Annotated in this window: 25 protein-coding genes and 1 pseudogene; 9 read left to right on the top strand and 17 right to left on the bottom strand. The window is 66.0% G+C overall.

The window, feature by feature from the left end; translation table 11 throughout:
- The first annotated feature begins 10 nt into the window (after positions 1 to 10).
- Positions 11 to 559, top strand: coding sequence for an AraC-like ligand-binding domain-containing protein (locus AKL29_RS36365; protein ID WP_152977911.1), 549 nt, complete (start codon positions 11 to 13; stop codon positions 557 to 559).
- Positions 560 to 645: 86 nt separating this feature from the next.
- On the top strand, positions 646 to 1,764 hold the full coding sequence (locus tag AKL29_RS36360) for a branched-chain amino acid ABC transporter substrate-binding protein (protein ID WP_050387587.1): 1,119 nt from the start codon (positions 646 to 648) through the stop codon (positions 1,762 to 1,764).
- A gap of 149 nt (positions 1,765 to 1,913) precedes the next feature.
- Here AKL29_RS36360 and AKL29_RS36355 read toward each other — a convergent pair whose 3' ends face one another.
- Both AKL29_RS36355 and AKL29_RS36350 read right to left on the bottom strand, forming a co-directional pair.
- Positions 1,914 to 2,291: a GFA family protein gene (locus AKL29_RS36355; protein ID WP_488230434.1), complete on the bottom strand. Its 378-nt coding sequence runs from the start codon at positions 2,289 to 2,291 to the stop codon at positions 1,914 to 1,916.
- A gap of 75 nt (positions 2,292 to 2,366) precedes the next feature.
- Complete coding sequence (locus AKL29_RS36350) at positions 2,367 to 2,945, bottom strand: TetR/AcrR family transcriptional regulator (RefSeq protein ID WP_050387462.1); 579 nt, start codon at positions 2,943 to 2,945, stop codon at positions 2,367 to 2,369.
- Positions 2,946 to 3,026: 81 nt separating this feature from the next.
- On the opposite strand from AKL29_RS36350, the gene AKL29_RS36345 reads away from it, so the two are divergent.
- Positions 3,027 to 3,341, top strand: a complete 315-nt coding sequence (locus AKL29_RS36345; protein ID WP_050387586.1) for a hypothetical protein — start codon at positions 3,027 to 3,029, stop codon at positions 3,339 to 3,341.
- Here the strand turns inward: AKL29_RS36345 and AKL29_RS36340 are convergent.
- On the bottom strand, positions 3,338 to 4,498 hold the full coding sequence (locus AKL29_RS36340) for a hypothetical protein (RefSeq protein ID WP_244482617.1): 1,161 nt from the start codon (positions 4,496 to 4,498) through the stop codon (positions 3,338 to 3,340). The genes AKL29_RS36345 and AKL29_RS36340 overlap by 4 nt on opposite strands.
- A gap of 349 nt (positions 4,499 to 4,847) precedes the next feature.
- On the opposite strand from AKL29_RS36340, the gene AKL29_RS36335 reads away from it, so the two are divergent.
- The 3 genes from AKL29_RS36335 (at position 4,848) to AKL29_RS36325 (ending at position 9,207) form a co-directional block, all read left to right on the top strand.
- Positions 4,848 to 5,894 (top strand): aldo/keto reductase, encoded by a 1,047-nt coding sequence (locus tag AKL29_RS36335; RefSeq protein ID WP_050387461.1) that lies wholly within the window; start codon positions 4,848 to 4,850, stop codon positions 5,892 to 5,894.
- On the top strand, positions 5,891 to 6,769 hold the full coding sequence (locus tag AKL29_RS36330) for an amidohydrolase family protein (RefSeq protein ID WP_244482616.1): 879 nt from the start codon (positions 5,891 to 5,893) through the stop codon (positions 6,767 to 6,769). The genes AKL29_RS36335 and AKL29_RS36330 overlap by 4 nt, the downstream gene beginning before the upstream one ends.
- A gap of 98 nt (positions 6,770 to 6,867) precedes the next feature.
- Positions 6,868 to 9,207 (top strand): Tex family protein, encoded by a 2,340-nt coding sequence (locus AKL29_RS36325; protein WP_028333331.1) that lies wholly within the window; start codon positions 6,868 to 6,870, stop codon positions 9,205 to 9,207.
- 184 nt (positions 9,208 to 9,391) lie between these two features.
- On the opposite strand, the gene AKL29_RS36320 is transcribed toward AKL29_RS36325, so the two are convergent.
- On the bottom strand, positions 9,392 to 10,855 hold the full coding sequence (locus tag AKL29_RS36320; RefSeq protein WP_028333330.1) for a catalase: 1,464 nt from the start codon (positions 10,853 to 10,855) through the stop codon (positions 9,392 to 9,394).
- Positions 10,856 to 11,292: 437 nt separating this feature from the next.
- Between AKL29_RS36320 and AKL29_RS43545 the strand changes: the two genes are divergently transcribed.
- The 3 genes and pseudogenes from AKL29_RS43545 to AKL29_RS36305 form a co-directional block, all read left to right on the top strand.
- Entirely contained in the window at positions 11,293 to 11,817 is a 525-nt protein-coding gene (locus AKL29_RS43545) for a hypothetical protein (protein WP_080667014.1), read from the top strand.
- Between the two features lie 150 nt (positions 11,818 to 11,967).
- Entirely contained in the window at positions 11,968 to 12,660 is a 693-nt protein-coding gene (locus AKL29_RS36310; RefSeq protein ID WP_028333329.1) for a response regulator transcription factor, read from the top strand.
- A gap of 424 nt (positions 12,661 to 13,084) precedes the next feature.
- Positions 13,085 to 14,020, top strand: a pseudogene (locus AKL29_RS36305) (sensor histidine kinase); the annotation flags it as partial.
- A 218-nt stretch (positions 14,021 to 14,238) separates the two neighbouring features.
- Here the strand turns inward: AKL29_RS36305 and AKL29_RS36300 are convergent.
- From AKL29_RS36300 to AKL29_RS46095, 13 genes are all read right to left on the bottom strand, one after another.
- On the bottom strand, positions 14,239 to 14,865 hold the full coding sequence (locus AKL29_RS36300; RefSeq protein ID WP_028333327.1) for an FMN-dependent NADH-azoreductase: 627 nt from the start codon (positions 14,863 to 14,865) through the stop codon (positions 14,239 to 14,241).
- Positions 14,866 to 14,874: 9 nt separating this feature from the next.
- Complete coding sequence (locus AKL29_RS36295; protein WP_050387460.1) at positions 14,875 to 16,446, bottom strand: isochorismatase family protein; 1,572 nt, start codon at positions 16,444 to 16,446, stop codon at positions 14,875 to 14,877.
- Positions 16,447 to 16,458: 12 nt separating this feature from the next.
- The gene (locus AKL29_RS36290; RefSeq protein WP_050387459.1) at positions 16,459 to 17,307 is read right to left on the bottom strand and encodes an MBL fold metallo-hydrolase; all 849 of its coding nucleotides are present in this window, start codon (positions 17,305 to 17,307) and stop codon (positions 16,459 to 16,461) included.
- Positions 17,308 to 17,358: 51 nt separating this feature from the next.
- The gene (locus AKL29_RS36285) at positions 17,359 to 18,249 is read right to left on the bottom strand and encodes an amidohydrolase family protein (protein ID WP_028333325.1); all 891 of its coding nucleotides are present in this window, start codon (positions 18,247 to 18,249) and stop codon (positions 17,359 to 17,361) included.
- Positions 18,246 to 19,364 carry a vWA domain-containing protein gene (locus AKL29_RS36280; protein ID WP_050387458.1) on the bottom strand — a complete coding sequence of 373 codons (1,119 nt, stop codon included), beginning with the start codon at positions 19,362 to 19,364 and terminating at the stop codon, positions 18,246 to 18,248. Before AKL29_RS36280 ends, AKL29_RS36285 begins: the two co-directional genes overlap by 4 nt.
- Positions 19,361 to 20,242 (bottom strand): AAA family ATPase, encoded by an 882-nt coding sequence (locus tag AKL29_RS36275; protein WP_028333323.1) that lies wholly within the window; start codon positions 20,240 to 20,242, stop codon positions 19,361 to 19,363. Before AKL29_RS36275 ends, AKL29_RS36280 begins: the two co-directional genes overlap by 4 nt.
- 9 nt (positions 20,243 to 20,251) lie before the next feature.
- Complete coding sequence (locus tag AKL29_RS36270) at positions 20,252 to 21,274, bottom strand: xanthine dehydrogenase family protein molybdopterin-binding subunit (protein WP_028333322.1); 1,023 nt, start codon at positions 21,272 to 21,274, stop codon at positions 20,252 to 20,254.
- 2 nt (positions 21,275 to 21,276) lie between these two features.
- Positions 21,277 to 22,869, bottom strand: coding sequence for a xanthine dehydrogenase family protein molybdopterin-binding subunit (locus AKL29_RS36265; RefSeq protein ID WP_050387457.1), 1,593 nt, complete (start codon positions 22,867 to 22,869; stop codon positions 21,277 to 21,279).
- A 12-nt stretch (positions 22,870 to 22,881) separates the two neighbouring features.
- Positions 22,882 to 23,361 (bottom strand): (2Fe-2S)-binding protein, encoded by a 480-nt coding sequence (locus AKL29_RS36260; RefSeq protein WP_050387456.1) that lies wholly within the window; start codon positions 23,359 to 23,361, stop codon positions 22,882 to 22,884.
- A 5-nt stretch (positions 23,362 to 23,366) separates the two neighbouring features.
- Positions 23,367 to 24,185 (bottom strand): FAD binding domain-containing protein, encoded by an 819-nt coding sequence (locus tag AKL29_RS36255; protein ID WP_050387455.1) that lies wholly within the window; start codon positions 24,183 to 24,185, stop codon positions 23,367 to 23,369.
- Positions 24,186 to 24,200: 15 nt separating this feature from the next.
- Positions 24,201 to 24,644: an SRPBCC family protein gene (locus tag AKL29_RS36250; RefSeq protein WP_050387585.1), complete on the bottom strand. Its 444-nt coding sequence runs from the start codon at positions 24,642 to 24,644 to the stop codon at positions 24,201 to 24,203.
- 216 nt (positions 24,645 to 24,860) lie between these two features.
- Positions 24,861 to 25,298 carry an SRPBCC family protein gene (locus tag AKL29_RS36245; RefSeq protein WP_016847814.1) on the bottom strand — a complete coding sequence of 146 codons (438 nt, stop codon included), beginning with the start codon at positions 25,296 to 25,298 and terminating at the stop codon, positions 24,861 to 24,863.
- A 9-nt stretch (positions 25,299 to 25,307) separates the two neighbouring features.
- A partial coding sequence (locus tag AKL29_RS46095) for a hypothetical protein (RefSeq protein WP_244482615.1) occupies positions 25,308 to 25,503 on the bottom strand: 196 nt, incomplete at its 5' end.

Raw genomic sequence — 25,503 nt, 5'->3', positions numbered from 1 at the left:
GGCGCGTTCTATGCCGAAGCCAATGTGCGCGAGTTGCCTGGGCTCGGGATCGGATCCTGGGCGTGCAGCAACCTCAAGATCGCGCGGCCGCGACGTCGAGCTCGGCCCGGGGCAGGCCATGCTGCGGTCGAGCACGGAGGCCGGCAATATGGTGGTCCCGGTCTCGCCGAGCCGTTTCGTCGGTCTCAGGCTGCCGCGCAAGGCGCTGGTGCTGGTCCGCGATCCCGAGGACATGCTGATCCGGCCGTTGCCTTCGAACACCGAGGCGATGCGTCTGCTGGCGCTCTACATCAGGGAGCTTGACGACAGCTACCAGCTCGCGACGCCCGAGCTGCGCGGCGCCGTCGTCCGGCATTTGGTCGATCTCGGGGCGACGTCGCAAACAGCGTTCTCCGCCAGCCTGTGTGCTGTCGCGCACACAACATCGCCGCCCAATCACGTCCGCTGCGGGCGATTCCAGACGCCAATGCACGACAACGTGTTTCACATTGTTGCCCGATGTCGCATATGTCCAATCCCCGTCGCCCCAGTCCGAGCCTGCCAATCGTCTCGCGCTTAAAAGGCAGCCCCCCGGTGATCGTCGCAATCGGCGGATTCGTCGACTGCGATGCATTGAGGCGACTTGAGACCATCGAGGAGAATGTGATGAAGTTTGCACTTCGAGGATATTTTCTTGCGCTCGGCGCGAGCCTAGCCTTGTCCGGCGCCGCCATGGCGCAGGATATCAGTGTTGCCGTGGTCGGACCGATGACCGGCTCCGAGGCGAGCTTTGGCCAGCAGTTCAAGAACGGTGCTGATCTCGCGATTGCCGACATCAATGCGGCGGGCGGCGTGCTTGGCAAGAAGCTGAAGCTGGAGGTCGGCGACGATGCCTGCGATCCGAAGCAGGCGGTGTCGGTTGCCGAGAAGATGGCAGGCGCGAGGATTCCGTTCGTCGTTGGGCATTTCTGCTCATCGACCTCGATCCCTGCGTCGGACGCCTATGCCGAGGGCAATGTGCTGCAGATCACGCCGGGCTCGACCAATCCGCAATTCACCGAGCGCGGGCTGTGGAACACGTTCCGTGTCTGCGGCCGGGATGACCAGCAGGGTACGGTTGCGGCCGCCTACATTATCAAGAACTACAAGACCAAGAACGTCGCGATCATCCACGACAAGACGACCTACGGCAAAGGCCTTGCCGACGAAACGAAGAAGGCCATCAACGCCGCGGGGGTGAAGGAAAAGCTTTATGAGGCCTATACCAAGGGCGACAAGGATTTTGCTGCTCTGGTATCCCGCTTCAAGAAGGAGTCGATCGATTTCGTCTATGTCGGCGGCTATTATGCCGAGGCTGCGTTGATCCTGCGCCAGATGCGCGAGCAGGGCGTCAATGCTGTACTGATGGGCGGCGACGCCCTGGTCGACAAGCAGTTCGCCGCGATCGCAGGTCCGCTTGCCGAAGGCTCGCTGTTCACCTTCTCGCCCGACCCGCGCAAGAAGGCGACCGCGGCCGCGACCTTGAAGAAGTTCAAGGACAAGGGCATCGATCCCGACGGCTACACGCTCTACAGCTATGCCGCGTTCCAGATCTGGAGCCAGGCGGCGGCCCGTGCCCAGACCACCGACGCCAAGAAGGTCGCGGCGGCCATCAAGGCCGGAAGCTGGGATACCGTGCTCGGCAAGATCAGCTACACGCCGAAGGGTGACATCACCCTGATCGACTACGTCGTGTACCGCCGTGACAAGGACGGCAACTACGCCGAATTGCCGGCCGGTCAATGATCGCCGGAGCGTTTTCGAGCGAAGTACCGGTTCGCGTGAAGAAAACGCGTCAAAGCAAAGTCGAGAGCTCCGTTCCGATGCAATCGGAACGGAGGCAACCCTGGCCAGGCTGAATCGTTTCCCGCTGCGTCCGTGACCGGCGCATCCGGTCACACGTTCCGGGCAAAGCGCGCAGCGCCGGGGATCGGCGCGAGCCATGCGACGGCGCGATCGGTATAGATCTCGGCTTGCGGCTGCAATCCCTCCATGCTGTCGAGCGTGCCGGCTTTCACCACGACCTTGCCGGGCATCAATGCAGTCTTCGCAAGCAGAGGGGACCCGCAGCGCCCGCAGAAATGACGATGGACCGGATGGCCGCTGTCGCCCTTGTCGACGAACACCACCGTCTCGCCCGACTGCTGGTAGTCGGCTTCGCGGATCACGAGGTTGAACGAAAACAGGCTGCCGCTTTGCCGCTGGCAATGTGTGCAATGACATATCGCGATGCTCCGCGGTTCGCTCTTGACGTGTAACGCACCGCGCCGCACAGGCAGCCGCCGTTCCGTTCCTGCATGCTGGTTTCTCCCTTACGATGACGCCGTCGCCGGGACAGGGACGCCGCCTCAGGCGTCGCCAATCACGGCATCGATGAATGTGGTGGCGGATTCCCTCAACTGCTTGCGGCTGTATCCGGCGCGCTCCATCACGGCGAGCCCGCGCGTGAACGTCACGATGACGCGCGCCAGCCGGTTTGCATCGGCCGTGCTGCGCCTGTTCGGCGTCGCGCTGATGGCCTTGCCGACCAGCTGCTCGAGCCGGGTGAGCACGTCCTGCACGCGCTGGCGTACATCCGGGCTCGAAATGGCCGCGTCGAGCGCGGTGCGCGTGGTCAGGCAGCCCCGCTGCGGCGTGCCGTCGGTCATGTTGACGATGATCATGTCAAAGAAGTCCCTCAGTCTCGCTGAGGTATCGCCCTGCGCCAGCGCGCTGCTGGCCGCGTCCAGGAATTGCGCGGCATACTGATCGAAGGCGCGCAGGAAGATCGCTTCCTTGTCGCCATAGGCGTTGTAGAGGCTGCCGCGCTGGACGCCGGTTGCGGCCGCGAGGTCCTGCATGGTCGCATCGTGCAGGCCCTTGCGCCAGAACACGTCGAGCGCGGTTGCGATCATCTCGTCTTCGTCAAACTGACGCACGCCCACCATGCGGCTCGCTCCATCGATTCATTCTTGACATTAATGTCAATATTGACGATCGTGTCAAGAATGATGCTGCAGGAGATCCGGATGATTACCGCTGTCACGACGTTCAAGCTGCCGAAGCCGATCACGCGCGAGGAAGCTCGCAGCATCTTCCTGAGTACCGCGCCGATCTATCGCGGCATTCTGGGGCTGTCCCGAAAGACCTATGTGCTGTCCGAGGACGGGATGACGGCCGGCGGCATCTATTTCTGGAACTCGAGAGTGGAGGCGGAGGCGCTGTACACCGATGCGTGGCGCGCCCGCGCACGGGAGAAATATGGCGCCGATCCGATCGTCACCTATTTCGAGAGTCCTGTGGTGGTCGACAACCTTGCCCAGCAGATTGTTGCCGACGATTAGCAACGACACGGCGGTGGCGGATGCGCATCACAGCGCATTGAGCGCCTTGCGCGACGGAGCGAGCGGCAGCCATTCCGGAATCTGCCGCCTGGCGAGCCAGTACGGCCGCCAGATCGCGCGCCAGGTCGGCGGTCGAGAGGCGCGGTGCCCCATCTGCGTTGCTCGACCTCCATCCGCAACAGGCCGTAGCTATGCAGCCATTGGCGCGCCGCCCACCAGACCTCGCGCGGCATCTCGGCGTTCCGGATACCGGTGAGCTCGGCGATGCCTGGCAACGGGCCCTCAAAACGCGCCGCGACTCTCAGGGTGGCGACGCGTTGCCCATTCCGCCTGATGCTCCACAGCCGCGAGCGATTGTGGGCGAGGTTGGGACCGTAGGTGCGCAGGCAATTCTGCATCGCTTCCGCCTCCTCCGAGATATCCGTGGTCGAGTTCAGCGGGATGAAGTCGTAACCGTCAACGCGGCCCGGCTGCAGCCACATATCCGCGATCTTCTCCGAGCCGAGGCTGACATGCAGCGCGATCATCGTGCTCCATGCATCGGCGGCCGCGAGCGCCGAGCCGATCTGCATGCTCGGCGTCCACCTCCGGTCGATCAGCGTATGTCCCAGCGTCGCCGGCTGCGTGGAGAACCACGCCCACAGGCCGACGAGCCGCAATCGCACAGGATCGGTGCGCGGCGGCGCTCGGACCAGCTCGCGCGCGATCCAGACCGCCGCCGGTCCATGTGCGAGCTCGGCAACCGCCGCGACGGATCTCAGCCAGATCGGCGCGAGCTTCGGTGATAACGGCAGGTGGTTCGCGATCTGTCGGCGAAACAGCTCGTCATCGGGCAGTCCCGTGATCGGAGCGGTGAATGCCTCCGGCGGCAATCTGCGCAGCCACAGCGGAATGCCCGCCGCGGCCGCGGCGTCCGCGAGGGAGCGGCCGTCGACGACGCATGCGCGTGCGCGCGCCGAAGCGATCCCGGCTCGCGGGACCGCCAGCGCGAACAGCAGCGCAGGAAAGCTCGCGGCAAGGTCCGCAAGACGCGTGTGCCGCATGGCCAGCGCGCGGACCTTTCCCTGAACGTTCGGATGATACCTCTGCAGCTGACGTTCGAGCAGCGCGGAGCGTGTGGCCTCGCGACGAGAGGCCACCGGAAGCGTCGAGGTCATGACAAAAGTTCCGCAAGCGCGGAGCCGAAGGCTCGCAGCAGATTCGATTGCGTGTGGGTGTTGCGATTTCACCCGGGATACGATCCCGGGACGCGCGTCAAATATCGCGCGGCGAACCCGGGAGGCGCGCAGACCTGAACATCGTCGCCTCCTGCGTTGAAGTTGCGGAGCTCCCATAGCCTATTTCCCGCCGATAGGCAACGTGAAGCTGTGCATTGCATTTTAGCGATGTGGTGCGTGCGCGATGAGAGACCTCACCGCGGCGTCGGCCGCCAAGGTCTCTTCACGATCCCGGTCAACGACGCTAGTCTGATGAGGGGCTAACAAGAAACGCAGGCGGGAGGCCATAATGACCCAACAACAATCCTCCGATCCGGGCTCCCCGGCACTGCCACGCCGCAGGCTCGGCCGGACCGGGCTCGATGTCTCCATTCTCGGCTTCGGCACGGCGCCGCTCGGCGACCTGTTCGCACGGCTCGACGACACTGCTGCGATTGCGACGGTGGAGCGGGCATTCGCGCTGGGGGTCAACCTGCTGGATTCCTCGCCGCTCTACGGCCATGGCCTCGCCGAACACCGCAGCGGCACCGCGCTGCGCCGCGTGGCGCGCGACGACGTCGTCGTCTGCACCAAGGTCGGGCGCTGGATGGACCCGTTCCATGGCCGCGGCGACGGCTCCAACTTCGCCGGCGGCGCGCCGCATCGCGCGGTGTTCGACTATTCCTATGACGGCACCATGCGCTCGGTGGAGCAGTCGCTGCTGCGGCTCGGCACCGATCGCATCGACCTGCTACTGATCCACGACGTCGACGTCTGGACCCACGGAGCTGACGCGATCGAGGCGCGGTTTCGCGAGGCGATGGAGGGCGCCTATGTTGCGCTCGACAAGCTGCGTTCCGAGCGCGTGGTCAAGGGGATCGGGATCGGCGTCAACGAGGCCGAGATGTGCGGGCGCTTCGCCAAGGCCGGAACGTTCGACACCATGCTGCTCGCCGGCCGCTACTCGCTGCTCGAGCAACCCGCGCTCGCCGAATTCCTGCCGCTGGCGCAAGCAAGGGACATCGGCATGATGCTCGGTGGCGTCTTCAACTCCGGCATCCTGGCGACCGGCGCGGTTGCCGGTGCCAAGTACAATTACAAGGACGCGCCGCCGGACGTGATGCGGAAGGTGGCGGCGATCGATCGGGTCTGCCGCGCCCACAACGTGGCGCTGCCGACCGCGGCGCTGCATTTCGCGCTCGGCCATCCGGCGGTGGCAAGCCTCGTGCTCGGCGCGCAGACGCCGCAGGAGGTCGAGCGCAACGTCGCCGCGGTGTCGTCGCCCGTGCCTGCCGCGCTGTGGCGCGACCTGAAGAATGAGGGGCTGCTCGACCAGCATGCGCCGGTGCCGGCATGATGCGGATCGACGCCCATCACCATGTCTGGACCCTGGCGCGCGCGGATTACGGCTGGCTGACGCCCGAGCGCGGGCCGATCTACCGCGACTTCGGCCTGGCCGATCTCGCGCCGCATCTCGCCGCGGCCGGGATCGAAGGCACCATCCTGGTGCAGGCCGCGCCGACCGAAGCGGAGACCGCATTTTTGCTTGATATCGCAAAAGGCGCCGAGCAGGTGCGCGGCGTGGTCGGCTGGGTCGACTTCGACGCCGCCGATGCCGCGGCGCGGATCGATGCGATCGCCGGGCGCGAGCTCCTCGTCGGGCTGCGGCCGATGATGCAGGACATCGCCGATGACGACTGGCTGCTGCGCGCCGAACTGGCGGCGCCGTTCGAGGCCATGGCGCGGCGTGACCTCGTCTTCGACGCGCTGGTGCTGCCGCGCCATTTGCCGCGGCTCATTCAGGTGGTCGATCGCCATCCGGACCTGCAATTCGTGCTCGACCATTTCGGCAAGCCGCACCTTGCGACCGGCGACATCGCGGCCTGGAAGGACGACATCGCAAGCCTCGCCACACGATCCAACGTCGTCTGCAAACTCTCGGGCCTTGCGACTGAGGCGGCACCGAACTGGCAGGTCGCCGATCTCAGCGAGGCTGTGGATCATGCACTGGCATGTTTCGGGCCGCAGCGGATGCTGTGGGGCAGCGACTGGCCCGTCGTCAATCTCGCGGGCGGCTATGGGCACTGGCTCGCGGCGGCGGAGACCTTGCTGGCTGATTTGTCAAGTGACGCGAGGGCCGCGATTTTTCGGCGGCAATGCGGCGCGCATCTATTTGTCAAGCCGCGGACGGTCAACATCCCGGAAATAGATTGCAGCCCGCGCCCAATTTGATCCACAGCGCGCCTTGATGAATCAATCCGGGATGGTTCATAAGCGGCCTCCGCGCCATCAGTGATCCGGCGGCGCAACGGAATTTCAGAGAGACAGGCGTGGCAAAGATTCATCATCAGATTGCGCAGGAGCTGGGGGTTCGCGACGAACAGGTCGAGGCGGCGGTGACGCTGCTCGACGGTGGCGCCACGGTGCCGTTCATCGCGCGATACCGCAAGGAGCTCACCGGCGCGCTTGATGACGCCCAGCTGCGCACGCTGGAGGAGCGGCTGACGTATTTGCGCGAGCTCGAGGAGCGCCGCACCGCGGTGCTCAATTCGATCCGTGAGCAGGGCAAGCTCGACGCCGCGCTCGAGGCCCAGATCATGGCCGCCGACAGCAAGGGCCGGCTCGAGGACATCTATCTGCCCTACAAGCCGAAGCGTCGCACCAAGGCCGAGATCGCCAAGGAGGCCGGCCTCGAGCCGCTCGCCGATCAACTTCTGACGCAGCCCGAGAGCGATCCGAACGAGGCCGCGACGCCCTTCGTCAATGCCGAGAAGCAGGTCGCCGACGTCGCCGCGGCGCTCGACGGCGCGCGCGCGGTCCTGGTCGAGCGCTTCGCCGAAGATGCCGACCTGATCGGCGCGCTGCGCGAGGAGATGTGGTCGAACGGCATCATGGCCTCGACCGTCCGCACCGGGAAGAAGACCGAAGGCGAGAAATTCAAGGACTATTTCGATTTCTCCGAGCCGCTGCCGAAGCTGCCGTCGCACCGCATCCTGGCGCTGTTCCGCGGCGAGAAGGAAGAGATCCTCGACCTCGCGATCAAGCCGGAGGCGCAGGAGCCGGTCGTCGGCCAGCCCGGCCTCTACGAGCTTAAGATCATGAACCGCTTTGCGATCTCCAACCAGGGCCGCAAGGGCGACAAATGGCTGACCGAGACGGTGCGCTGGGCCTGGCGCACCAAGATCCAGATCCACCTCAACATCGATTTGCGGCTGCGGCTGTGGACCGCGGCCGAGACCGAGGCGGTGCGCGTGTTCGCCTCGAATCTGCGCGACCTCTTGCTCGCGGCGCCGGCCGGCGCGCGCGCCACCATGGGGCTCGATCCCGGCTATCGCACCGGCGTCAAGGTCGCAGTGATCGATGCGACCGGCAAGGTGGTGGCGCATACGGCGATCTTCCCGCACGAGCCGCAGCGGCGCTGGGATGAGGCGCTGGCCATTCTCGGCAAGCTCGCGATCGAGCATGGCGTCGAGCTGATCGCGATCGGCAACGGCACCGCCTCGCGCGAAACCGACAAGCTCGCCGCCGAGCTCGTGAAGCGGCTGCCCGAGCGCAAGATGACCAAGATCGTGGTCTCCGAAGCCGGCGCATCGGTCTATTCCGCCTCGGCCTTCGCCTCGAACGAACTGCCCGACCTCGATGTCACCATTCGCGGCGCGGTCTCGATCGCACGGCGCCTGCAGGATCCTCTGGCCGAGCTGGTCAAAATCGATCCGAAGGCGATCGGCGTCGGCCAATACCAGCACGATCTCGGCGAGGCCAAGCTCGCCCGCTCGCTCGATGCCGTGGTGGAAGACTGCGTGAACGCGGTCGGCGTCGACGCCAATACCGCCTCGGTGCCGCTGCTCGCGCGGGTGTCGGGCATCGGCCAGGGACTGGCGCAAAGCATTGTGCAGCACCGCGATGCCAACGGTCCGTTCAAGTCGCGCAAGGCGCTGAAGGAGGTGCCGCGGCTCGGCCCGAAGGCCTTCGAGCAGTGTGCCGGCTTCCTGCGTATCAGCAATGGCGAGGATCCGCTCGATTCATCCGGCGTGCATCCGGAAGCCTACCCGGTGGTGCGCCGCATCCTCGAGGCGACCAAGAGCGACATCAAGGCGCTGATCGGCAATGCCGACGTGGTGCGGGGTCTCAAGCCGCAATCCTTCGTCGACGATACGTTCGGATTGCCGACCGTCACCGACATTCTGCGCGAACTGGAAAAGCCCGGCCGCGATCCGCGTCCGGCGTTCAAGGCGGCGGTGTTCAAGGAAGGCGTCGAGGAGGTCAAGGACCTCAAGAAGGGCATGATCCTCGAGGGCACCGTGACCAACGTCGCTGCATTCGGCGCTTTCGTCGATATCGGCGTGCACCAGGATGGGCTGGTGCACATCTCGGCGATGTCGCGGAATTTCATCAAGGACCCGCGCGAGGTGGTGAAGCCCGGCGACATCGTCAAGGTCAAGGTGCTGGACGTCGAGGTCGCGCGCAAGCGCATCGCGCTGACGCTGCGGCTTGACGACGAGATCGGGCCGAAGAAGGACAATGCGGCGCTGTCGCGCGATTTCTCGCGCGGCTCCGGCAAGATGACGTCGTCGGCTCCGCGCCGGCCGCAGGAGCAGTCCGGCGGCGGCGCGCTCGCCGACGCACTGCGCCGCGCGGCCGAGAAGAACGGACGCGGCAAGCCGACCTAGTCCGCGCGGGCACAATTCCGTTCCCGTCATGCTGAGGAGGCCGCGGAGCGGCCGTCCCGAAGCACGACGGTCCGGCTGTGGCCGTTCATCCTTCGAGGCGCGCTGCGCGCGCACCTCCAGCGACAATGGCTGCGCCATTGCGCGGGGATGACGGGATGCGGTACTTAATTCGCTCCGGCGTTCGCTACAAATTGCCCGCCGCAAACCTCGCCAGCGCATCCGCGACGCCCTTGCCGTAGGCCGGGTCGGCCTTGCTGCAATTCGCGACGTGCCGTTCCTGGATGTGCTTCGACGCATTGCCGACCTGACGGGCGGTGTTGTCGAACAGAGCCTGCTTTTGCGCGGCATTCATCTTGCGGAACAGGTCGCCCGGCTGCTGCCAGTGGTCGTCATCCACGCGATGATCCCAATGCGCGGCCGCGCCTGACAATTCGAGTGGCGGCTCGTTCAGCTGCGGCTGATCCGTCCACTCGCCATGGCTGTTCGGCCAGTATGTCAGCGTGGCGCCCAGATTGCCGTCGGTGCGCATCGCGCCGTCGCGGTGATAGCTGTGGAATGGGCATTTCGGCGCGTTGACCGGGATCTGGTGGTGGTTGACACCGAGCCGGTAGCGCTGCGCGTCGCCATAGGAGAACAGGCGGGCCTGCAGCATCTTGTCAGGTGAATAGCCGATGCCGGGCACGACATTCGCCGGCGTGAACGCCGCCTGTTCGACCTCGGCGAAGAAGTTCTCCGGATTGCGGTTGAGCTCGAAATACCCGACCTCGATCAAGGGATTATCCGCCTTCGGCCACACCTTGGTCAGATCGAACGGATTGAACGGGAATGCCTTGGCCTGTGCATCCGTCATCACCTGGATGAACAGCGTCCAGCGCGGGAAGTCGCCGCGCTCGATGCTCTGGAACAGGTCACGCTGGTGGCTCTCGCGGTCCTTGCCGACCAGCGCCTCGGCATCGGCATCGGTCAGGTTCTGGACGCCCTGCCGGGTGCGGAAATGAAATTTCACCCAGACGCGCTCATTGTCGGCATTGATCATGCTGTAGGTGTGGCTGCCGAAACCGTGCTGGTGACGGAAGCTTCTCGGGATGCCGCGCTCGCTCATGACGATGGTGACCTGGTGCAGCGCTTCCGGCAGCAGCGTCCAGAAATCCCAGTTCATGTCGGGGTCGCGCACCCCCGTGCGCGGATGCCGCTTGATGGCGTGGTTGAGGTCGATGAAGCGCAAGGGGTCGCGGAAGAAGAACACCGGCGTGTTATTGCCGACCACGTCCCAATTGCCTTCATCGGTGTAGAATTTCAGCGCGAAACCGCGGATGTCGCGCTCGGCGTCGGCTGCGCCGCGCTCGCCGGCGACCGTCGAGAACCGCGCGAACATCGGCGTCTGCTTACCGATCTCCGAGAAGATGCTGGCCTTGGTGTAGCGCGTGATGTCGTGGGTGACGGTGAAGGTGCCGTGCGCGCCGGCGCCCTTGGCATGCATGCGCCGCTCCGGGATCACCTCGCGGTGAAAATGCGCCAGCTTCTCGATCAGCCAGACATCCTGCAGCAATGCGGGTCCGCGCGGCCCCGCCGTCAGGATGTTCACATTATCGGCAACGGGGGCGCCGGAGGCGTGGGTCAGAAACGGTCTTTTGGTCTCGTCGCTCATCGAAAGCTCCTTGCTGAAGGTCAGCACCTCGCCGTCCCAGCGCCCCGCAGGGAGGCCAGGCGAAAGGCGATTGCATCGCGGGTTGGATGACGGCCGGCGGGGAGGGGGAAAAGTCCGGTGATCGACAAATTGTGAAGCGGGTCTGCGATCCCTCGACGCCGTCGTTGTTCTCCAACAGCTGCAGGATTAAGAACCGCGGCCGATCGATTCAACGAGCGCTATCCGCTGATTCCAGCCAAATGTCCGTCGATCCCGGCCAACGCAATCGTGGCGGCGGATCCAGGCATCCGCCGCTCGGCATGCCGGCACGCCAATTCTAAATCGGGTGTCAGAATCTGGCGCATTTGTCAGTTGAAGTCGGGCATCGGCTTGCGTCTTCTGATCATGCTCGCGTGCGGCGATACGAATTCGCCGCGGTCTCAATCAGGGAGGGTTTCATGAAGAACAGGCTTCTTAAGTGTCTCACGGCAGCGACGCTCGCCGTCAGCGTTGCGCTTGCACCCGCTGCCCTCGCCAGAGGTGGCGGTGGTGGCGGCGGACATGGCGGCGGCGGTGGCTTCGGTGGCGGCCACGGCGGTGGCGTTGGTGGTGCCATGGGTGCCATGGGTGGCGGCATGCATGGTGGCGGCTTTGGCGGCGGCATGCATGGCGGTGGTTTCGGCGGCGGGATGCGTGGTGGTGGAGCGGCGTTCGCCGCCATGGGCGGTGGCGGACATTTCGCCGGCGGGCACGTTGGTGGTCCCCGCTTCGTCGGTGCACCGGCGATCGGCCCGCGGTTTGCCGGCGCCGGATTCCGCGGTTCGCGCTTCTTCCATCATGGCGGCTTCCGCCACCACCGCTTCCATCGCTTCGCATTCTTCGGCGCGCCCTATCTCTACGCCGGCTATGACTATGGCTGCTATCGCAGGGTATGGACGGCCTACGGTCTGCAATGGGTCAATGTGTGCGGGGACTATTGGTGATCGCCCAACCAACCGCACCGTTGTCGCGGTCGTCGCCAGACGTTCCATCCAGCCCCGGAATGGGATAGTCTGGCGGCGATTGTCGCGGGGCGGCCGCTCGGAGAGTTTGCGAACTCGGAGAGTTCAAGACAGCTCGGAGAGTTCATGAATATGACCGGTGCCCACCGCCGCATTCTCGTCGTCGAGGACGATCCGGAAACCGCGGATCAGCTCGTCGAGGAGCTCACCACCAGCGGTTATGATGTGGATCTGGCGGCGAACGGCCGCGAGGCGCTGAGCCAGGGTGCGGCGCGCGACTATGCCGTGATCACCATCGATCGTATGCTGCCCGACATCGACGGCATCACGGTGATGCGTCAGATGCGCGACGGCGGCATTGCAGTGCCGTTCCTGATCATCAGCGCGCTTGGCGAAATCGATGACCGGGTGCGTGGCTTGCGCGCCGGCGGCGACGACTATCTTGTCAAGCCGTTCTCCTTTGTCGAACTGCTGGCGCGGCTGGAGGCGCTTGGCCGCCGCAGCGAGACCGTTGCAAAGGAGACCATCTTGCGGGTCGGCGATCTTGCGATCGATCTGATTTCGCGGACGGCGAGCCGCCGCGGCCGCAGAATTCCGCTGCTACCGAAAGAATTCCAGCTGCTCGAATATCTGGCGCGCAACGAAGGCCGCGTGGTGTCGCGCGCCATGCTGCTGCGGCACGTGTGGGATCTGCACTTCGATCCCTCGACGAACATCATCGACGTCTATGTCGGGCGTTTGCGCCGCAAGGTCGACGACCAGCAAGCCTATCCGCTGATCCACACGATCCGCGGCATCGGGTACTGCCTCCGTGCTCCTGGCTAAGACCCTCAAGTCGTCGACGTTCCGCCTGGCGTTGATCGCCATCGGTGTCTTTGGCCTGATCGTCTCCGCGATCTTCGCCTATGTTTACTGGTCGACGTTGTCCTATGTGCGCGACAGATCCGACCGCGCGATCATGACCGAGCAGGCGAGCCTCGATGATGCCTACGCGCGGTCCGGCCGCGATGGACTGACCGCGTTGATCGCGCAACGCGTCGCGGACAAGGGCTTTGCCGATCATGTGTATTTGTTGGTCGGTCCCGGATCGACCGTGCTGGCGGGAAATCTCAGGCAGTGGCCGGCGGGCGCTGCCGAGAAGGGATGGGCTGAATTTCGTGCCTCCCTGCCACAGCTTGCCTCGGGCTCCTCCCTGCTGCGAGGCGTGACGGAAACCCTGTCAAACGGCGATCGGCTGCTGGTCGGCCATGACATCAGCGATCTTGACGGCTTCATGGCGCAGATCAGGGCCGCCGGCATTGCCGTCGTCGTGCTGATCATCGGGCTTGCGGCTGCTGCCAGCATCGGCGTCACGCGGCGAACCGTCGGCCGGATCGAGTCGATCAATGCGACCAGTCGCGCCATCATGCTCTCCGGCCTCGACCAGCGCATCCCGCTCCGCGGCAGCCATGACGAATGGGATCGCGTCGCCGAGAATCTCAATCTGATGCTGGACCGGATCCAGACCCTGATGGGGGACGTCAAGCAGGTCAGCGAAAATATCGCCCACGACCTGCGCACGCCGCTGACCCGGATGCGCGGCCGGCTCGAGAAGGCCTATCACGCCCCGCGGAGCGGCGAGGGGGATGCTGCGCTGATCGGCGACACCATCGCAGATCTCGACGCGGTGCTCGGGATGTTCGCGTCGATCACGCGGATTTCCGAGATCGAGACGCGAGCCCGCAAGGGTGCGTTTCGCACCGTCAATCTCGTCGAGATCGCCGCCGAGGTGGTCGAACTCTACGATGCCGCGGCTGAGGAGGTTACCACCCGCCTCGATCTTGCCGGCGATCAGGCGGTGCTGGTCACCGGCGACCGCGACCTGCTGTTCGATGCGATTGCCAATCTCGTCGACAACGCTATCAAGCATGGTCGCCCGGGTGGGCGGGTGACGGTGACCTGCGACAACGATGAGCGAGGCGCGGTGATTTCGATCGCCGATGACGGCCCCGGCATACCCGCCGAGCAGCACGACCACGTCTTCAAGCGCTTCTACCGGCTGGAACAGAGCCGCTACACGCCCGGCAACGGCCTCGGCCTCAGCCTGGTTGCGGCCGTGGCGAGTCTGCACGGCGCGCGGATCGAGTTGCGCGACAATGCGCCGGGATTGTTGTGCAGGTTGGTCTTTCCCGCCGCGGAAACGTAGGGCTAGCGCGGAGTGGCCCACAAAATCGTTTCGCGAGAATGAAAGCGAATGGCCCGCCGGCCAAGCCATACATTCGATGTCGTCTCTGCGAAAGCAGGGACCCATAGCCACCGCTACTGATTGGCTTGGGCCGCTGGGGCCACAGTTCACTTTAACAACGCAATCCTGTGGTTATGGGTCCCTGCTTTCGCAGGGACGACGACGGAGTGGAGTCTCTTTCAAAACCGTCTTGCCATCTCCGCCAGCCGCCGGTGCGCCGCCTCGCGGGCGGCGCGGATCGGCTCGGCGGGCCCGGTGGTCGGGCCGATCGGCACGAAGCTCACGTCGCTGATGCCGATGAAGCGCAGCGCCTCGCGCAGATAGGGCGTTGCCATGTCGATGCGGCCGCGGTTCATGCCGGTGACGAAGTCGCTGCCGCTTGCGAGGATCACGATCGTCGGGCGGTCCTTGAGCAGCGGCAGATAGCCCTGGGCTGGATCGAAGCGGAAGGCCAGCCCGGGCTGGATGATGACGTCGAGCCATTGCTTGAGCTTGTAGGGAATGCCGAAATTCCACATCGGCGTCGAGATCAGCACGCGATCGGCCAGCGACAGCCGCAGCGCGAGGCGCTCGGCGATTGCGAAGGCGTCGTGCTGCGAATTGGTGAAGCTCTTGCCGTCGATCCGGGCGTATTTGGCCTCGAGCAGATATCCCTCGAATTCCGGCAGCGGCTCGCGCCAGAGGTTCATCGCGTCGATCTCCCAGTCCGGCCGCGCCTGACGGAAGCGATCGAGAAAAGCACGCGCGCCGGCCGCCGATTCCGAATCGGGGCGCGGTGAGCAGTTAAGGTGCAGCAGCTTCGGCACCGCGCCTCCCTAGCCGAGTGCCTTGATCACGGCGTCGGCGTTGGTCACGACGGAGACGTTCTGGAGCGCGAAATTGATCGCGGCGTTGTGCCAGTCGGCATTCATGGTCGAGCAGCAATCCTCCGGCACGATCATGAAATAGCCCTTGTCGGCGCCGGTGCGCGCGGTGTGCTCGACCGACATGTTGGTCCAGGCTCCGGTATTGATGATCATGTCGCGGCCGGTTGCCTTCAGGATGGTCTCGAGCCGGGTGCCCTCCCAGGCGCTCATCCGCATCTTCTCGACCACGAAGTCGCCCGGGCGCGGCTCAAGTCCCGAGACTGGTGCTGCGCCCCAGCTGCCGCGCACCATCGCCTTGCTGTCGACCAATCCCTCGAATAGCGGCGCGTTCAAGGTGACGCCGGGCGCGCCCGGCTCGACGACGAACCAGACATGGATGATGGCGACGCCGCGCGCCCGCGCAGCCTCCGCGACGCGGCGAACGTTCTCGACGACATGCTGCTGGCGGGCGTGTGCGGGCGCACCGGACTCGGCGAACGCGCCGCCGTCCATGATGACGTCGTTCTGCATGTCCTGGATGATCATCGCGCAGCGTTGCGGATCGAGCTGCATCTCGCCGGCGGCGAGATTCGGCGCAGGCGTGGACGAAGCGGCACCCGCGCCGCCGCGCTTGCCGCTCACATAGGGCTCGTGGCGCGGGCCGACCTTGGTCGGGATCGCATAGACCGAATGGGTCGCGGTCAGATAGAGTGTGCGGAAGTCGGCGCCGCCCCATGCGAGGTTGGCGACGAGCTCGGGCAGGCGGACCTTGCCGAGCAGGCCGCCGGCGGGTGAATAGACCCAGACGCCGCCAGGCGCGGTGACCCAGACATTGCCGCGCTGGTCGCACTTCATGCCGTCGGGGACGCCGGGCTCGAGCTCGGAGCGGATGCCGGAGGCGAACACGCGCGGATTACCGAGCGAGCCGTCCGCCGTGACGTCGAAGGCGCGGATCAGCGCTTGCACGGTGTCATTGACATAGAGGATGCGCTCGTCGGGCGAGAAGCACAGCCCGTTCGGCTGCTCGAACAGATAGCGGTCGACCAGCAATTTCGGCGCGCCGCCGCCGGGCGGCACGCGATAGATGCCCTGGAAGCCGAGCTGACGCGGCCGTTCGACGCCATAGACCGGCATGCGGCCGTACCAGGGATCGGAGAAATAGATCGCGCCGGAGGAATGCACACAGACGTCGTTCGGACTGTTGAGCTCCTGGTTCTCGTAATGCGAAGCCAGCACCTCGCGCCGCCCGTCGGGTCGCTCGCGGATCAGCGAGGATGTTGCGTGCTCGCAGACGATCAGGTTGAGGTCCGCGTCATAGGTCATGCCGTTGCATTTGTTCGACGGCCGCTTGACCTCGACGACGCCGCGCCGCGCATCCCAGCGCCGGCGCACATCGCCCGGCATGTCGGAGAACAGCAGGAAGTGATCGACCGGATGCCAGATCGGTCCCTCCGTGAAATCGAAGCCGGTCCCGACCTGGCCGACCGGCGCGTAGGGATCGATCAGGTCTTCGAACTCGCTGCGCAGCGTGACATGCGTCATCGCCTCGATCCTCTACGCCGGGAACCAGTTGCGCTGCGGCAGGCTCTGCACGACAGGCCCGGGTACCTGGTCATGCAGGCGGCCGACCACCATGCCGCCCTCGATCTTGGCCGGGCGATCATGCACCGGAAGCAGATAGCGGGAGCTCGAGAGCAGCTTCTTGATCGCGGCCTTCTCGGCGCGCTTGCTGGTGCCGTGGTTGCCCGTGGTGCGCGGCTCGGCGTCGTGGATCTCGTTAAAGGGATTCACGATCTGGTCGTTGAAATCGTAGATCACATCACCGCAGATCGTCGCAATCCCGTCGGCGGTGTGGACATGGATGTTTATCGAGCCTTCGGTGTGGGCGTTGGCGGCGTCGCAATACACGCCCGGCATCAGCTCGACCGGGCCGGTGATTTCGAGGTCGAGAAAGCGCAGCGCGCTCTTGGTGTGCAGGCGATCAATCAGGTGCTTGATGTCGGGCGCCGGATACTGCGGATGCATCAGGCCGGAGACGGAGTATTCCAGCTCCTTGCGGTTCAGCACGACGGTCGTGTTCATCGGGAACAGATCGTCCTTGCCGGCATGGTCGATGTGCAGATGGGTGTGGCAGACGAAGCGGACGTCGCCCATCCGCACGCCGTGCCGGGCGAGCTGGTTCTCGATCATGTTCTCGTGGAACTGGAGCCCGCGCATGCCGAGCGTCTCCATGATCTGGTTGGAGCGATAGCCGGTGTCGACCAGCACGGGGTAGGGGCCGCCGAGGATCAGGAAGCCGAGCGTCAGCACGCGGCGGGTGCGGCCGCAATTGTGCCCGAGCACGAGGAAGCTCGATTCCAGCTCGATATCGCCATAGTCCAGAATCTTGATCTCTAGCGGCATCTGTCTCCCTCCCAATTCGTGTTCGTTGTTATGTTCGAGCCCGCGGTGCGCCTACGGCCCCAGCCGATAGACCCGCGCCGCCGTTGTGCTGAAGATCGCTTCGCGCTGCTCGGGGCTGAGCCGTTCGGCTGCCGTCTTGAAAGCGGTGATGAGTTCGCGGTAGCTGGTCCACAGCTTCTCGATCGGAAAGTTGGAGCCGAACAGGCAGCGGTCGGCGCCGAAGATCGCAACGCTGTCGGTCACGATGCCGGCGATATGCGCGGCATCGTTGCGATGGATGAAGGTGCCGAGCCCCGACAGTTTCGATACCACGTTGGGATATTGCGCGAGTCGCGTCATCCCGCTGCGCCAGGCGGCGCGGCCCCGCGGCGACAGATCCTCCAGCATGCCAGCATGCTGCAGGATGAACGTCACGTCAGGGCAGGCCTCCGCAAGGCCGGCCGCATCGGCCATCTGCGGCGCGAACACCTGCAGGTCAAAACTCCAGCGGTAGTCGGCGAGGTGGCCGACATTGCGCCGGATTACGGGATCGGTGCAGAGATCGGCACGGGCGGCGAAGCGGTACAGCGGGTTCTCGTGCCAGTGCAGCTGCATGCGCACGCCGCGCACCAGCGGATAGCGCCTCAATCGATCGAGTTGCGGGCGGACGTCGGCGACGGAAAAATCGGCATAGGCGACCAGGGCGTGCGGCCAGCCGTGCTGGTCCGCGGTCTGCTGCACCCAGGCCGCCTCGTCTTCGAACTGGCCGTTTGGCCAGTTGGTCTGGACATAGACCGAACGGGTAACGCCGGTGCCCTTGAGGTCGTCGAGATATTCCTCGATCGGATAGTCGCGGCGGATCGGCTCGTAGGGGCCGAAGATGCGCGGCTGCATCGGGCCGGACAGCCAGGCGAGATCGGCCTGCCGCCAGATGTGATGATGTCCGTCGACAATGCCAGTCACGCAGCTCTCCTTGTTCCAAGCGACAGCAGATGCGCGACCACAGCCGCGCTCGATCCGCCGTCCACGAGATCGTCGACGAAGCGCCGGATCGCAATCAGCGCCTCGGTTTGCGGCGTGAAGCCGGGCGAGGTTGCGAGCGGCGTCAGCCAGCTGACGCGCCAGGCCCGCCGCGACAGCTTTGCCACCGCATCGCGCAATGCCGCCGGGTCGCCGCGCTCGAGGCCATCGGAGACGATCACGACCGCGGCGCCGCGGGCATATCCGCCGAACCGCGGCACGGCGAGGAACGCCTGCAGCGCATCGCCGATCCTTGTGCCACCGTCCCAGTCGCTGACCAGGAAGGACGCCGCGCTCAGCGCCTGCTCGCGGCGCTTCAGCCGCAGCGCCGTCGTGACGCGGGTCAGTCTTGTGCCGAAGGTGAAGACCTCGACATTGCCCGCCGCCTGCACCAGCACATGCGCGAGCTTCATGTTCTCCTCGGTGCGCGCCTTCATCGAGCCGGAGACGTCGATCAGGAACAGGATCTTGCGCGGGCGCTGGCGGCGGCGCATCCGCCCGAGCCGCAGCACCTCGCCGTCATTGCGGACGCTGTCGCGCAGCGTGCGGCGCAGATCGGCGAACGGGCCGCTGCGCGCGCGGCGTCGCCGGTGGCCGCGCCGTCGCGGCAGTCGCCTTGCCGCCTCGCGCGACAGTTTTCGCAGCGGATCGCTGGTCGCGGCCTGTGCAAAGCGGCGCTCGACCAGTGCCTCGGCCCGCGCCGCGGCGAGGCCGGACTCATTGGCCTCGTCGGCGAGCGGTGGCTCGTCCTCGCCGCGGCCTTCCTCCTGCAGGCGAACGGTCTCCTCATCCTCGCCATCGGCCTGCTCGATGGCATCAGCGCCGCAGAAGTGGATGTCGAACAGCCGGTCATAGGTCGCGCGGCGCTCGGGCGGCGGCGCCAGCGTCGCGAGCCCGGCCTGGCGGATGTGCTCGAGGCTGCGCGGACCGAGCAGCTCGATTGCCGCGAGGAAGCTTGTCGTCTGCTCCGGCGCAACCGAAAAGCCGTTGGCGCGCAGCAGCGCGACGAACGAGACAAATATTCGCGCGGCGCGCGGCAGCTGCAGGTCGTCGTTCACGCGGCCGCCTCCGCGATGATCGCATCGAGCCGCGGTGAAATGAAATGCAGATCCTCCTCGTCCTTCAGCGCGACGCCGATCGAGCGCTTGAACGCGTCCGGCCAGCGCGCGCCACCCTTGTTGAGCAGGGTCGCGGCCTCCGCCCAGTCGACCGCCTCGGCGATCCCGGGCGCCTTGCTCAGCGGCTCGCGGCGCAGCCGGCCGACGGCGGCAACCACGGCGCGGGCGGTCGCCTCGGCGACGCTGGATGCCCGCATCATCACGATACGCGCCTCGCGCTCGGCATTCGGATAATCGATCCAGTGATAGACGCAGCGCCGCCGCAGCGCCTCGTGCAGATCGCGCGTCCGGTTCGACGTCAGCACCACGACGGGATGCTCGGCAGCGCGCACTGTGCCGCGCTCGGGGATCGAGATCTGGAAGTCGGAGAGGAATTCGAGCAGGAAGGCCTCGAACTCCTGATCGGCGCGGTCGATTTCGTCGATCAGCAGCACCGTCGCGTCGGGCGCGCGCAGCGCTGCCAGCATCGGCCGCTCGATCAGGAAGGCGTCGCCATAGATGTCGATGCTCTCCTCACCGGCCTGCCGGATCGCCAGCATCTGGCGCGGGTAGTTCCATTCGTAGAGAGCCGCGGCGGCGTCGATGCCTTCATAGCATTGCAGGCGGATCAGCCTGCGGCCGAGCACGGCGGCGATCGCTTTGGCGGCCTCGGTCTTGCCGACACCCGGCGCGCCCTCGAGCAGCAGTGGCTTACCCAGCGCAAGCGAGAGATAGGAGGCGGTCGCGATGCTGTCGTCGGCAAGGTAATAGGCCGCGCGCAGCGCCTTCTCCAGCGCCTCGGGGCTGTCGATGCCGACGATGTTGCTGCGGACCGGCATAGAGAAACCTCAGCGCCGTGGCTGCGGCCGCGCGCCGCCTTGCGCCTTGATGGCGCGCAACACCTTTTCCGGCGTGATCGGCAGATCGTCGATCCGCACCCCGACCGCGTTGAAGATTGCGTTGGCGACCGCAGGCAACACCGGATTGGCGCACATTTCTCCTGGTCCCTTGGCGCCGAACGGACCGTCGGGCGCCGGGCGTTCCAGTACCGCGATGTCGTGCGGGCAGATGTCGCCCGGACCCGGCATCAGATATTCGACGAAATCGCGCGGGCCGTGCACAGGCTCCGGATAATAGGGCTCCGGCGTCTCGTAGAGCGCGTGGCTGACGCCCATCCAGGCGCCACCGACCAGCTGCTGCTCGACCAGTCGCGGATTGAGCGCGCGGCCGAGCTCATAGGCGGAGTCCATCCGGACCATGTCGACCTCGCCGGTCTCGTCGTCGACCTCGACCTCGGCGACGAGGCAGGCATGCGCGTAGCATGTCGCAGGCGACATCTCGCCGGTCTCGGGGTCGACGTCGGACAGCGGCACCAGGAAGATGCCGCGGCCGGAGATGGTCTTGCCCTGCTTGAACTGCGCAGCGATGGCGACGTCCTTGGTCGAGATCGAGCGATGCGGAGCACCCTTGACGTGGATATTGCCGCGGCCGTCGGTCTCGAGGTCGGCGGCATTCACCTCCAGCTCCTCGGCGGCCGCCTCCATCATCACACCGCGCGCCTCGCGCGCCGCCGCCATCACGGCGTTGCCGACGCGATGCGTGCCGCGCGAGGCGAACGAGCCCATGCAGTGCGGGCCGGTGTCGGAGTCCGCGGTGTCGACATAGACGTCCTCGACCGGCACGCCCAGCGTCTCGGCGCAGATCTGCCGCGTCACCGACTTCATGCCCTGGCCGAGGTCGATCGACGACAGCGCCACGGTGAACTTGCCGCTGGGGTTGGAATGCACCAGCGCCTGGCTCGGATCGCCGCCGAGATTCATGCCGATGGGATAGTTGACCGACGCGATGCCGCGTCCGCGATGCCGGGTCATGGTCAGCGCCTCCTGGTGCCGAAGACGGAAGAGAAGCGGGTGGCGCCATGCGACGGCGCGCTCGGCCGCGGCGGCGGAGGTGACGGTGGCGGTGAAGAGGGCGGCGGTGGCGGCGGCTCGCGGGTCGCGGCCGGCGCGCGGTCATACGTCGTGCGCTGCTGGGACGGCGCGGCCGGCGGCGCATGTGTCTCGCGCGGGGTCGGCGTCACCGCGGCGCGCGCGCCGCCGCCATCCTTGCGCGACGACATCCGCTTGAAGTCCTCGCGGAGCGGCCACTTGGCCTTCTCCGCGGCGACCTGCACGCATTCGATCAGCGCGGTGTTCTTGGCCTCGCGGCGGTGCGCCTTCATGTCGCCATCGCGATACGCATTGAGGATCCGGAACTCCATCGGGTCCATGCCGACGAGATGGGCGAGCTTGTCCATCTGGCATTCAATGGCGAAATCCATCGCCGTGACGCCGAAGCCGCGCATCGCGGTCGCCGGCGTCCGGTTGGTGAAGACGCAGTAGACGTCGCCATGGACGTTCGGGATCGTGTAGGGGCCGGGCAGATGGGCGGCGCATTTCACCGCCGCATAGCTCGACAGCCGCGTATAGGCGCCGCTGTCGAAGTAGGCGCGCACCTTGCGGGCGACGATGCGGCCGTCGCGCATCACGCCGTCCTTGATGTAGATGCGCTCGGCGCCGCGCGGCGGGCCGTACTGCATCTCCTCCTCGCGCCCGAACACATAGCGCACCGGGCGACCGGTCAGCATCGCGCCGAGGATGCAGAGCGGCTCTGTCAGCGTATCGACCTTGCCGCCGAACCCGCCGCCCACGGTGCCGCCGATGAAGTGGAAGGTGTTGGAAGGCACGTCGAGGATCTTCGCGCAGGTGTCCACCGAGAAGAACAGCGCCTGCGTCGAGGTGTAGACGATGTAACGGCCGTTGGTGTCGGGAGCTGCGATCGAGCCGTTGGTTTCGGTCGGCGCGTGCTCGATCGGCGACATTTGGTAGCGCTGTTCCAGCACATGGTCGGCCGTGGCGAGCGCGCGGTCGGCATCGCCGAAGCGCAGCTGCTGGTGATCATAGGTCTCGTGATAGGTGAAGGTGTTCTTGGGATAGACCTCGTTGACCACGGGCGCGCCCGGCTTCAGCGCGTCCTCGACGTCGAACACCGCCGGCAGCGGCTCATAGTCGATCTTGACCTTTGCGATGGCCTCATAGGCCTCGCGCGGGCTGTCGGCGACAACAGCGACGACGGGCTCGCCCTTGTAGCGCACCTTGTCGACCGCGAGCGAAGGCTCGTCATCCTTGCCGAAATTGATCAGGCTGAGCAGCGTGTTCAGGTTGCGCGGCACGTCGGAGGCGCGGATCACGCGTCGCACGCCCTGCGACCGCTCGGCCTCCGAGGTGTCGATGCGGCGCACCCGTGCATGCGCATGGGCGCTGCGGACCACCTTCAGATGCAGCATGCCCTGCAGCTTGTGGTCATCGAAATAGGGCGAGGTGCCGGTGACATGGCCGAGCATGTCCTGGCGCTGCGTGCCTTTGCCGATCTCGTTCAGATTGTCGTCGCGCTCGTCGGCGAAGATGTCCTTGCGCAGTTCCAGCATGGCACTGTTCCCTTACGCACGCGCCCGGCCGCCGGACGCGGCTGATAGCACGGCGTTGATGATCGGCTCGTAGCCGGTGCAGCGGCAGATATTGCCGGAGATCGCCTCGACCACTTCGGCGCGGCTTGGCTGCGGATTGCGGTCGAGCAGCGCCTTCGCGGCCATCAGCATGCCCGGCGTGCAGTAGCCGCACTGCGCGGCGAAATTGTCGGCGAAGGCGCGCTGCAGCGGGTGCAAATTGGGGCCGTCCTTGATGCCGTCGAGCGTCTCGACCGAGCGGCCGGCAACCGTCTCGGCGAGCGTCAGGCAGGAGAGATGCAGCTCGCCGTCGATCAGCACGCTGCAGGCGCCGCAGCCGCCCTGGCCGCAGCCGAATTTCGGCGTCATGTCGCCGATCAGCTCGCGCAGCGCGACCAGGAGGTTGGTGCCGCCGTCGACGAAGATCGCGACGTCGCGGCCGTTATGCTGGAATTGAAGGGCAGTCTTGGCCATCACGTTTATTCCGGACCGGACAACAGGCGGCGGAGATGCACGCCGACGATCTCGCGGCGATACCAGGCGCTGGCGAGCGCATTGTCGCCGGGCGACGTTCCTTCGACGGCCGCCGCGGCGGCCGCGTTGATGGTGGAGGCGTCGAGCGTGCGACCTTCCAGCGCGCGCTCGGCGGCACGGGCGCGGATCGGCGTCGGCGCCATCGAGCCGAGCGCGACGCGGGCGCCGACAATCCGGCTGCCGTTGACCGTCAGATGTGCCGCGAGGGTGATCACCGCGCCGCCCTTGGGTTTGATCCGCGCGATCTTGCGGTAGCGGAAGGCCTCAGTGCTGCCGGGCCTGGCAAAGGAGATCGCCAGCACTAGCGATCCGGCCTGCCGATCGCGCGATTGCAGGAACTCTTCGATCGGGATCTCGCGGCCGCCGAGGCCGCCCTGGACGGACACGGTGGCATCAAGCGCGAGCATCGCGACCGTGAAGTCGCCATACGGCACCGGCGCGAACAGATTGCCGCCGACGGTGCCCACGTTGCGCACCGCCGGTCCGCCGATCGAGCGCGCCGGGGCGTGCAGGAAGGCGAGGTCGCGTTCAGTCAGGATGCGCGCGAAGGTGACGCCGGCGCCCAGCGTGATGCGCGAGCCTGACGCGTCGATCCGTGTCATCGCATGGTCGCTGGCGCGCACGATGGTCGAGATCGAGATGTCGCCCTCGTTCAGCGCCCGCATCACCAGCGTGCCGCCGCCGAGATAGCGGGCGCTGCGATCCGACGACAGCGCTGCCGCGGCGTCATGGGTGCTGGTGAAGGTTTTCACCGTGACTGGCATGATGGTGCTCTCCGCTTACGCGGCCTCCTTCAGATGCCGGCGGATGGCGTCGAAGCCGGCCTGGTAGATGTCTTCCGAAACCATCTGCGTGATACGCTCGCTGTCTTCGGTCCGCGTCGTGAAGCGCGACTCCCAGTGCCAGAAGGTGCGGTCGCCGTCGGTGACCGGCAGCAGGCGGACATGCGCCACGTAGTTGAACATCGGGATCGGCGTATCGAGCAGGCAGTAGCTGAACGATTGCTCAAGATCGGACAGCGCCAGCAATTGCTCGCGCAGCTCGGCGCCGTCCTTCAGCTTGAAGCGCCTGACGCAGCCGATCTTGTCGGACGGCTGCGCGCGCTCGATGCCGCTGGTTGCGACCGCCGGATGCCAGCGGTCATGGCCGTTGAAATCGCGCAGCACGGCCCACACCGCATCGGTCGGCGCATCCAGGATCGTGCTTTTGACGATATGCGGCACGGTCAAAATCCAATATCTGCGGTTTTGATGTCTCGAGCCGCGTGCCTCACCTCTCCCCAGCGGGGAGAGGTCGGCGCGTTGCGCCGGGTGAGGGAGCGCAGGTCCCACGAGGGTCCGCAACCCCTCACCCGGATCGCATCTTGCGATGCGATCCGACCTCTCCCACAAGGGGAGAGGTGGACCGTCTGCTCGGAGATATCTGATCTATGCATTCAGCTATCCCCCGAACGCCCGCTTCAGCGCGTCGAAGCCACCCTGGAACACGCCGCCGCCGATATTGTTGACGAGCTCCGCCTCGCGTTCCGGCGCGCAGTCGAATTCGGCGGTCCATTCCAGGAAGGTCTGGTCGCCGTCGGTGACCGGCGTGAGCCGCAAGGTCGCGACGTAGTTCTCGACGCCCATCGGCGATTCCAGGATCGAATAGGTGCAGAACATGTCGTAGTCGGACAGCCCGAGCAGTTTCTCGCGGATGCGATCGCCGTTGCGCAGCCGGAAATCCCTGACGCAGCCGATCTTGTCGGAGGGCTCGCCGCCCTCGATCCGGCTTTCGGCGATCGCGGGATGCCAGTTCGGCAGCCCGTTGAAATCGCGGACGCGGGCCCAGACCCGGTCATTGCGGGCGTTGACGACGGTGGAAACGTAAACCCGTGCCATGGCGTAAGCTCAGTCCTTCTTGCGCGGCGTGCGCTCAGGTCGCGCCGGCTCGCCGCCGCCCTCGGGCGCCGTCGGCTTGGCATCGCTGCCGCTCTTGCGTGCGGAATCCTTGATGCCCTGCATGTCGCGGGCCTCGCGGATCAGGCCGGGCATCTTGGCGAGACTGCCGCCCTCGACGCCGATATCCGAGAGGATCGAGTCGATC

It is taken from the genome of Bradyrhizobium pachyrhizi (assembly GCF_001189245.1).
In the GTDB taxonomy this organism is placed as follows: Bacteria; Pseudomonadota; Alphaproteobacteria; order Rhizobiales; family Xanthobacteraceae; genus Bradyrhizobium; species Bradyrhizobium pachyrhizi.
Note: the sequence above shows the minus strand (reverse complement) of the source record. Positions and strands in the feature narration are given on the sequence as shown.

Bases quoted from the DNA above. Each gene is read 5' to 3' on its own strand.
- AKL29_RS36310 (WP_028333329.1), top strand. From the start codon at position 11,968: ATGACCGGTGCCCACCGCCGCATTCTCGTCGTCGAGGACGATCCGGAA.
- AKL29_RS36245 (WP_016847814.1), bottom strand. From the start codon at position 25,298: ATGGCACGGGTTTACGTTTCCACCGTCGTCAACGCCCGCAATGACCGG.
- AKL29_RS36335 (WP_050387461.1), top strand. From the start codon at position 4,848: ATGACCCAACAACAATCCTCCGATCCGGGCTCCCCGGCACTGCCACGC.
- AKL29_RS36345 (WP_050387586.1), top strand. From the start codon at position 3,027: ATGATTACCGCTGTCACGACGTTCAAGCTGCCGAAGCCGATCACGCGC.
- AKL29_RS36260 (WP_050387456.1), bottom strand. From the start codon at position 23,361: ATGGCCAAGACTGCCCTTCAATTCCAGCATAACGGCCGCGACGTCGCG.
- AKL29_RS36265 (WP_050387457.1), bottom strand. From the start codon at position 22,869: ATGCTGGAACTGCGCAAGGACATCTTCGCCGACGAGCGCGACGACAAT.
- AKL29_RS36255 (WP_050387455.1), bottom strand. From the start codon at position 24,185: ATGCCAGTCACGGTGAAAACCTTCACCAGCACCCATGACGCCGCGGCA.
- AKL29_RS36290 (WP_050387459.1), bottom strand. From the start codon at position 17,307: ATGCCGCTAGAGATCAAGATTCTGGACTATGGCGATATCGAGCTGGAA.
- AKL29_RS36340 (WP_244482617.1), bottom strand. From the start codon at position 4,498: ATGACCTCGACGCTTCCGGTGGCCTCTCGTCGCGAGGCCACACGCTCC.
- AKL29_RS36295 (WP_050387460.1), bottom strand. From the start codon at position 16,446: ATGACGCATGTCACGCTGCGCAGCGAGTTCGAAGACCTGATCGATCCC.
- AKL29_RS36320 (WP_028333330.1), bottom strand. From the start codon at position 10,855: ATGAGCGACGAGACCAAAAGACCGTTTCTGACCCACGCCTCCGGCGCC.
- AKL29_RS36270 (WP_028333322.1), bottom strand. From the start codon at position 21,274: ATGACCCGGCATCGCGGACGCGGCATCGCGTCGGTCAACTATCCCATC.
- AKL29_RS36275 (WP_028333323.1), bottom strand. From the start codon at position 20,242: ATGCCGGTCCGCAGCAACATCGTCGGCATCGACAGCCCCGAGGCGCTG.
- AKL29_RS43545 (WP_080667014.1), top strand. From the start codon at position 11,293: ATGAAGAACAGGCTTCTTAAGTGTCTCACGGCAGCGACGCTCGCCGTC.
- AKL29_RS36350 (WP_050387462.1), bottom strand. From the start codon at position 2,945: ATGGTGGGCGTGCGTCAGTTTGACGAAGACGAGATGATCGCAACCGCG.
- AKL29_RS36365 (WP_152977911.1), top strand. From the start codon at position 11: ATGCCGAAGCCAATGTGCGCGAGTTGCCTGGGCTCGGGATCGGATCCT.
- AKL29_RS36360 (WP_050387587.1), top strand. From the start codon at position 646: ATGAAGTTTGCACTTCGAGGATATTTTCTTGCGCTCGGCGCGAGCCTA.
- AKL29_RS36330 (WP_244482616.1), top strand. From the start codon at position 5,891: ATGATGCGGATCGACGCCCATCACCATGTCTGGACCCTGGCGCGCGCG.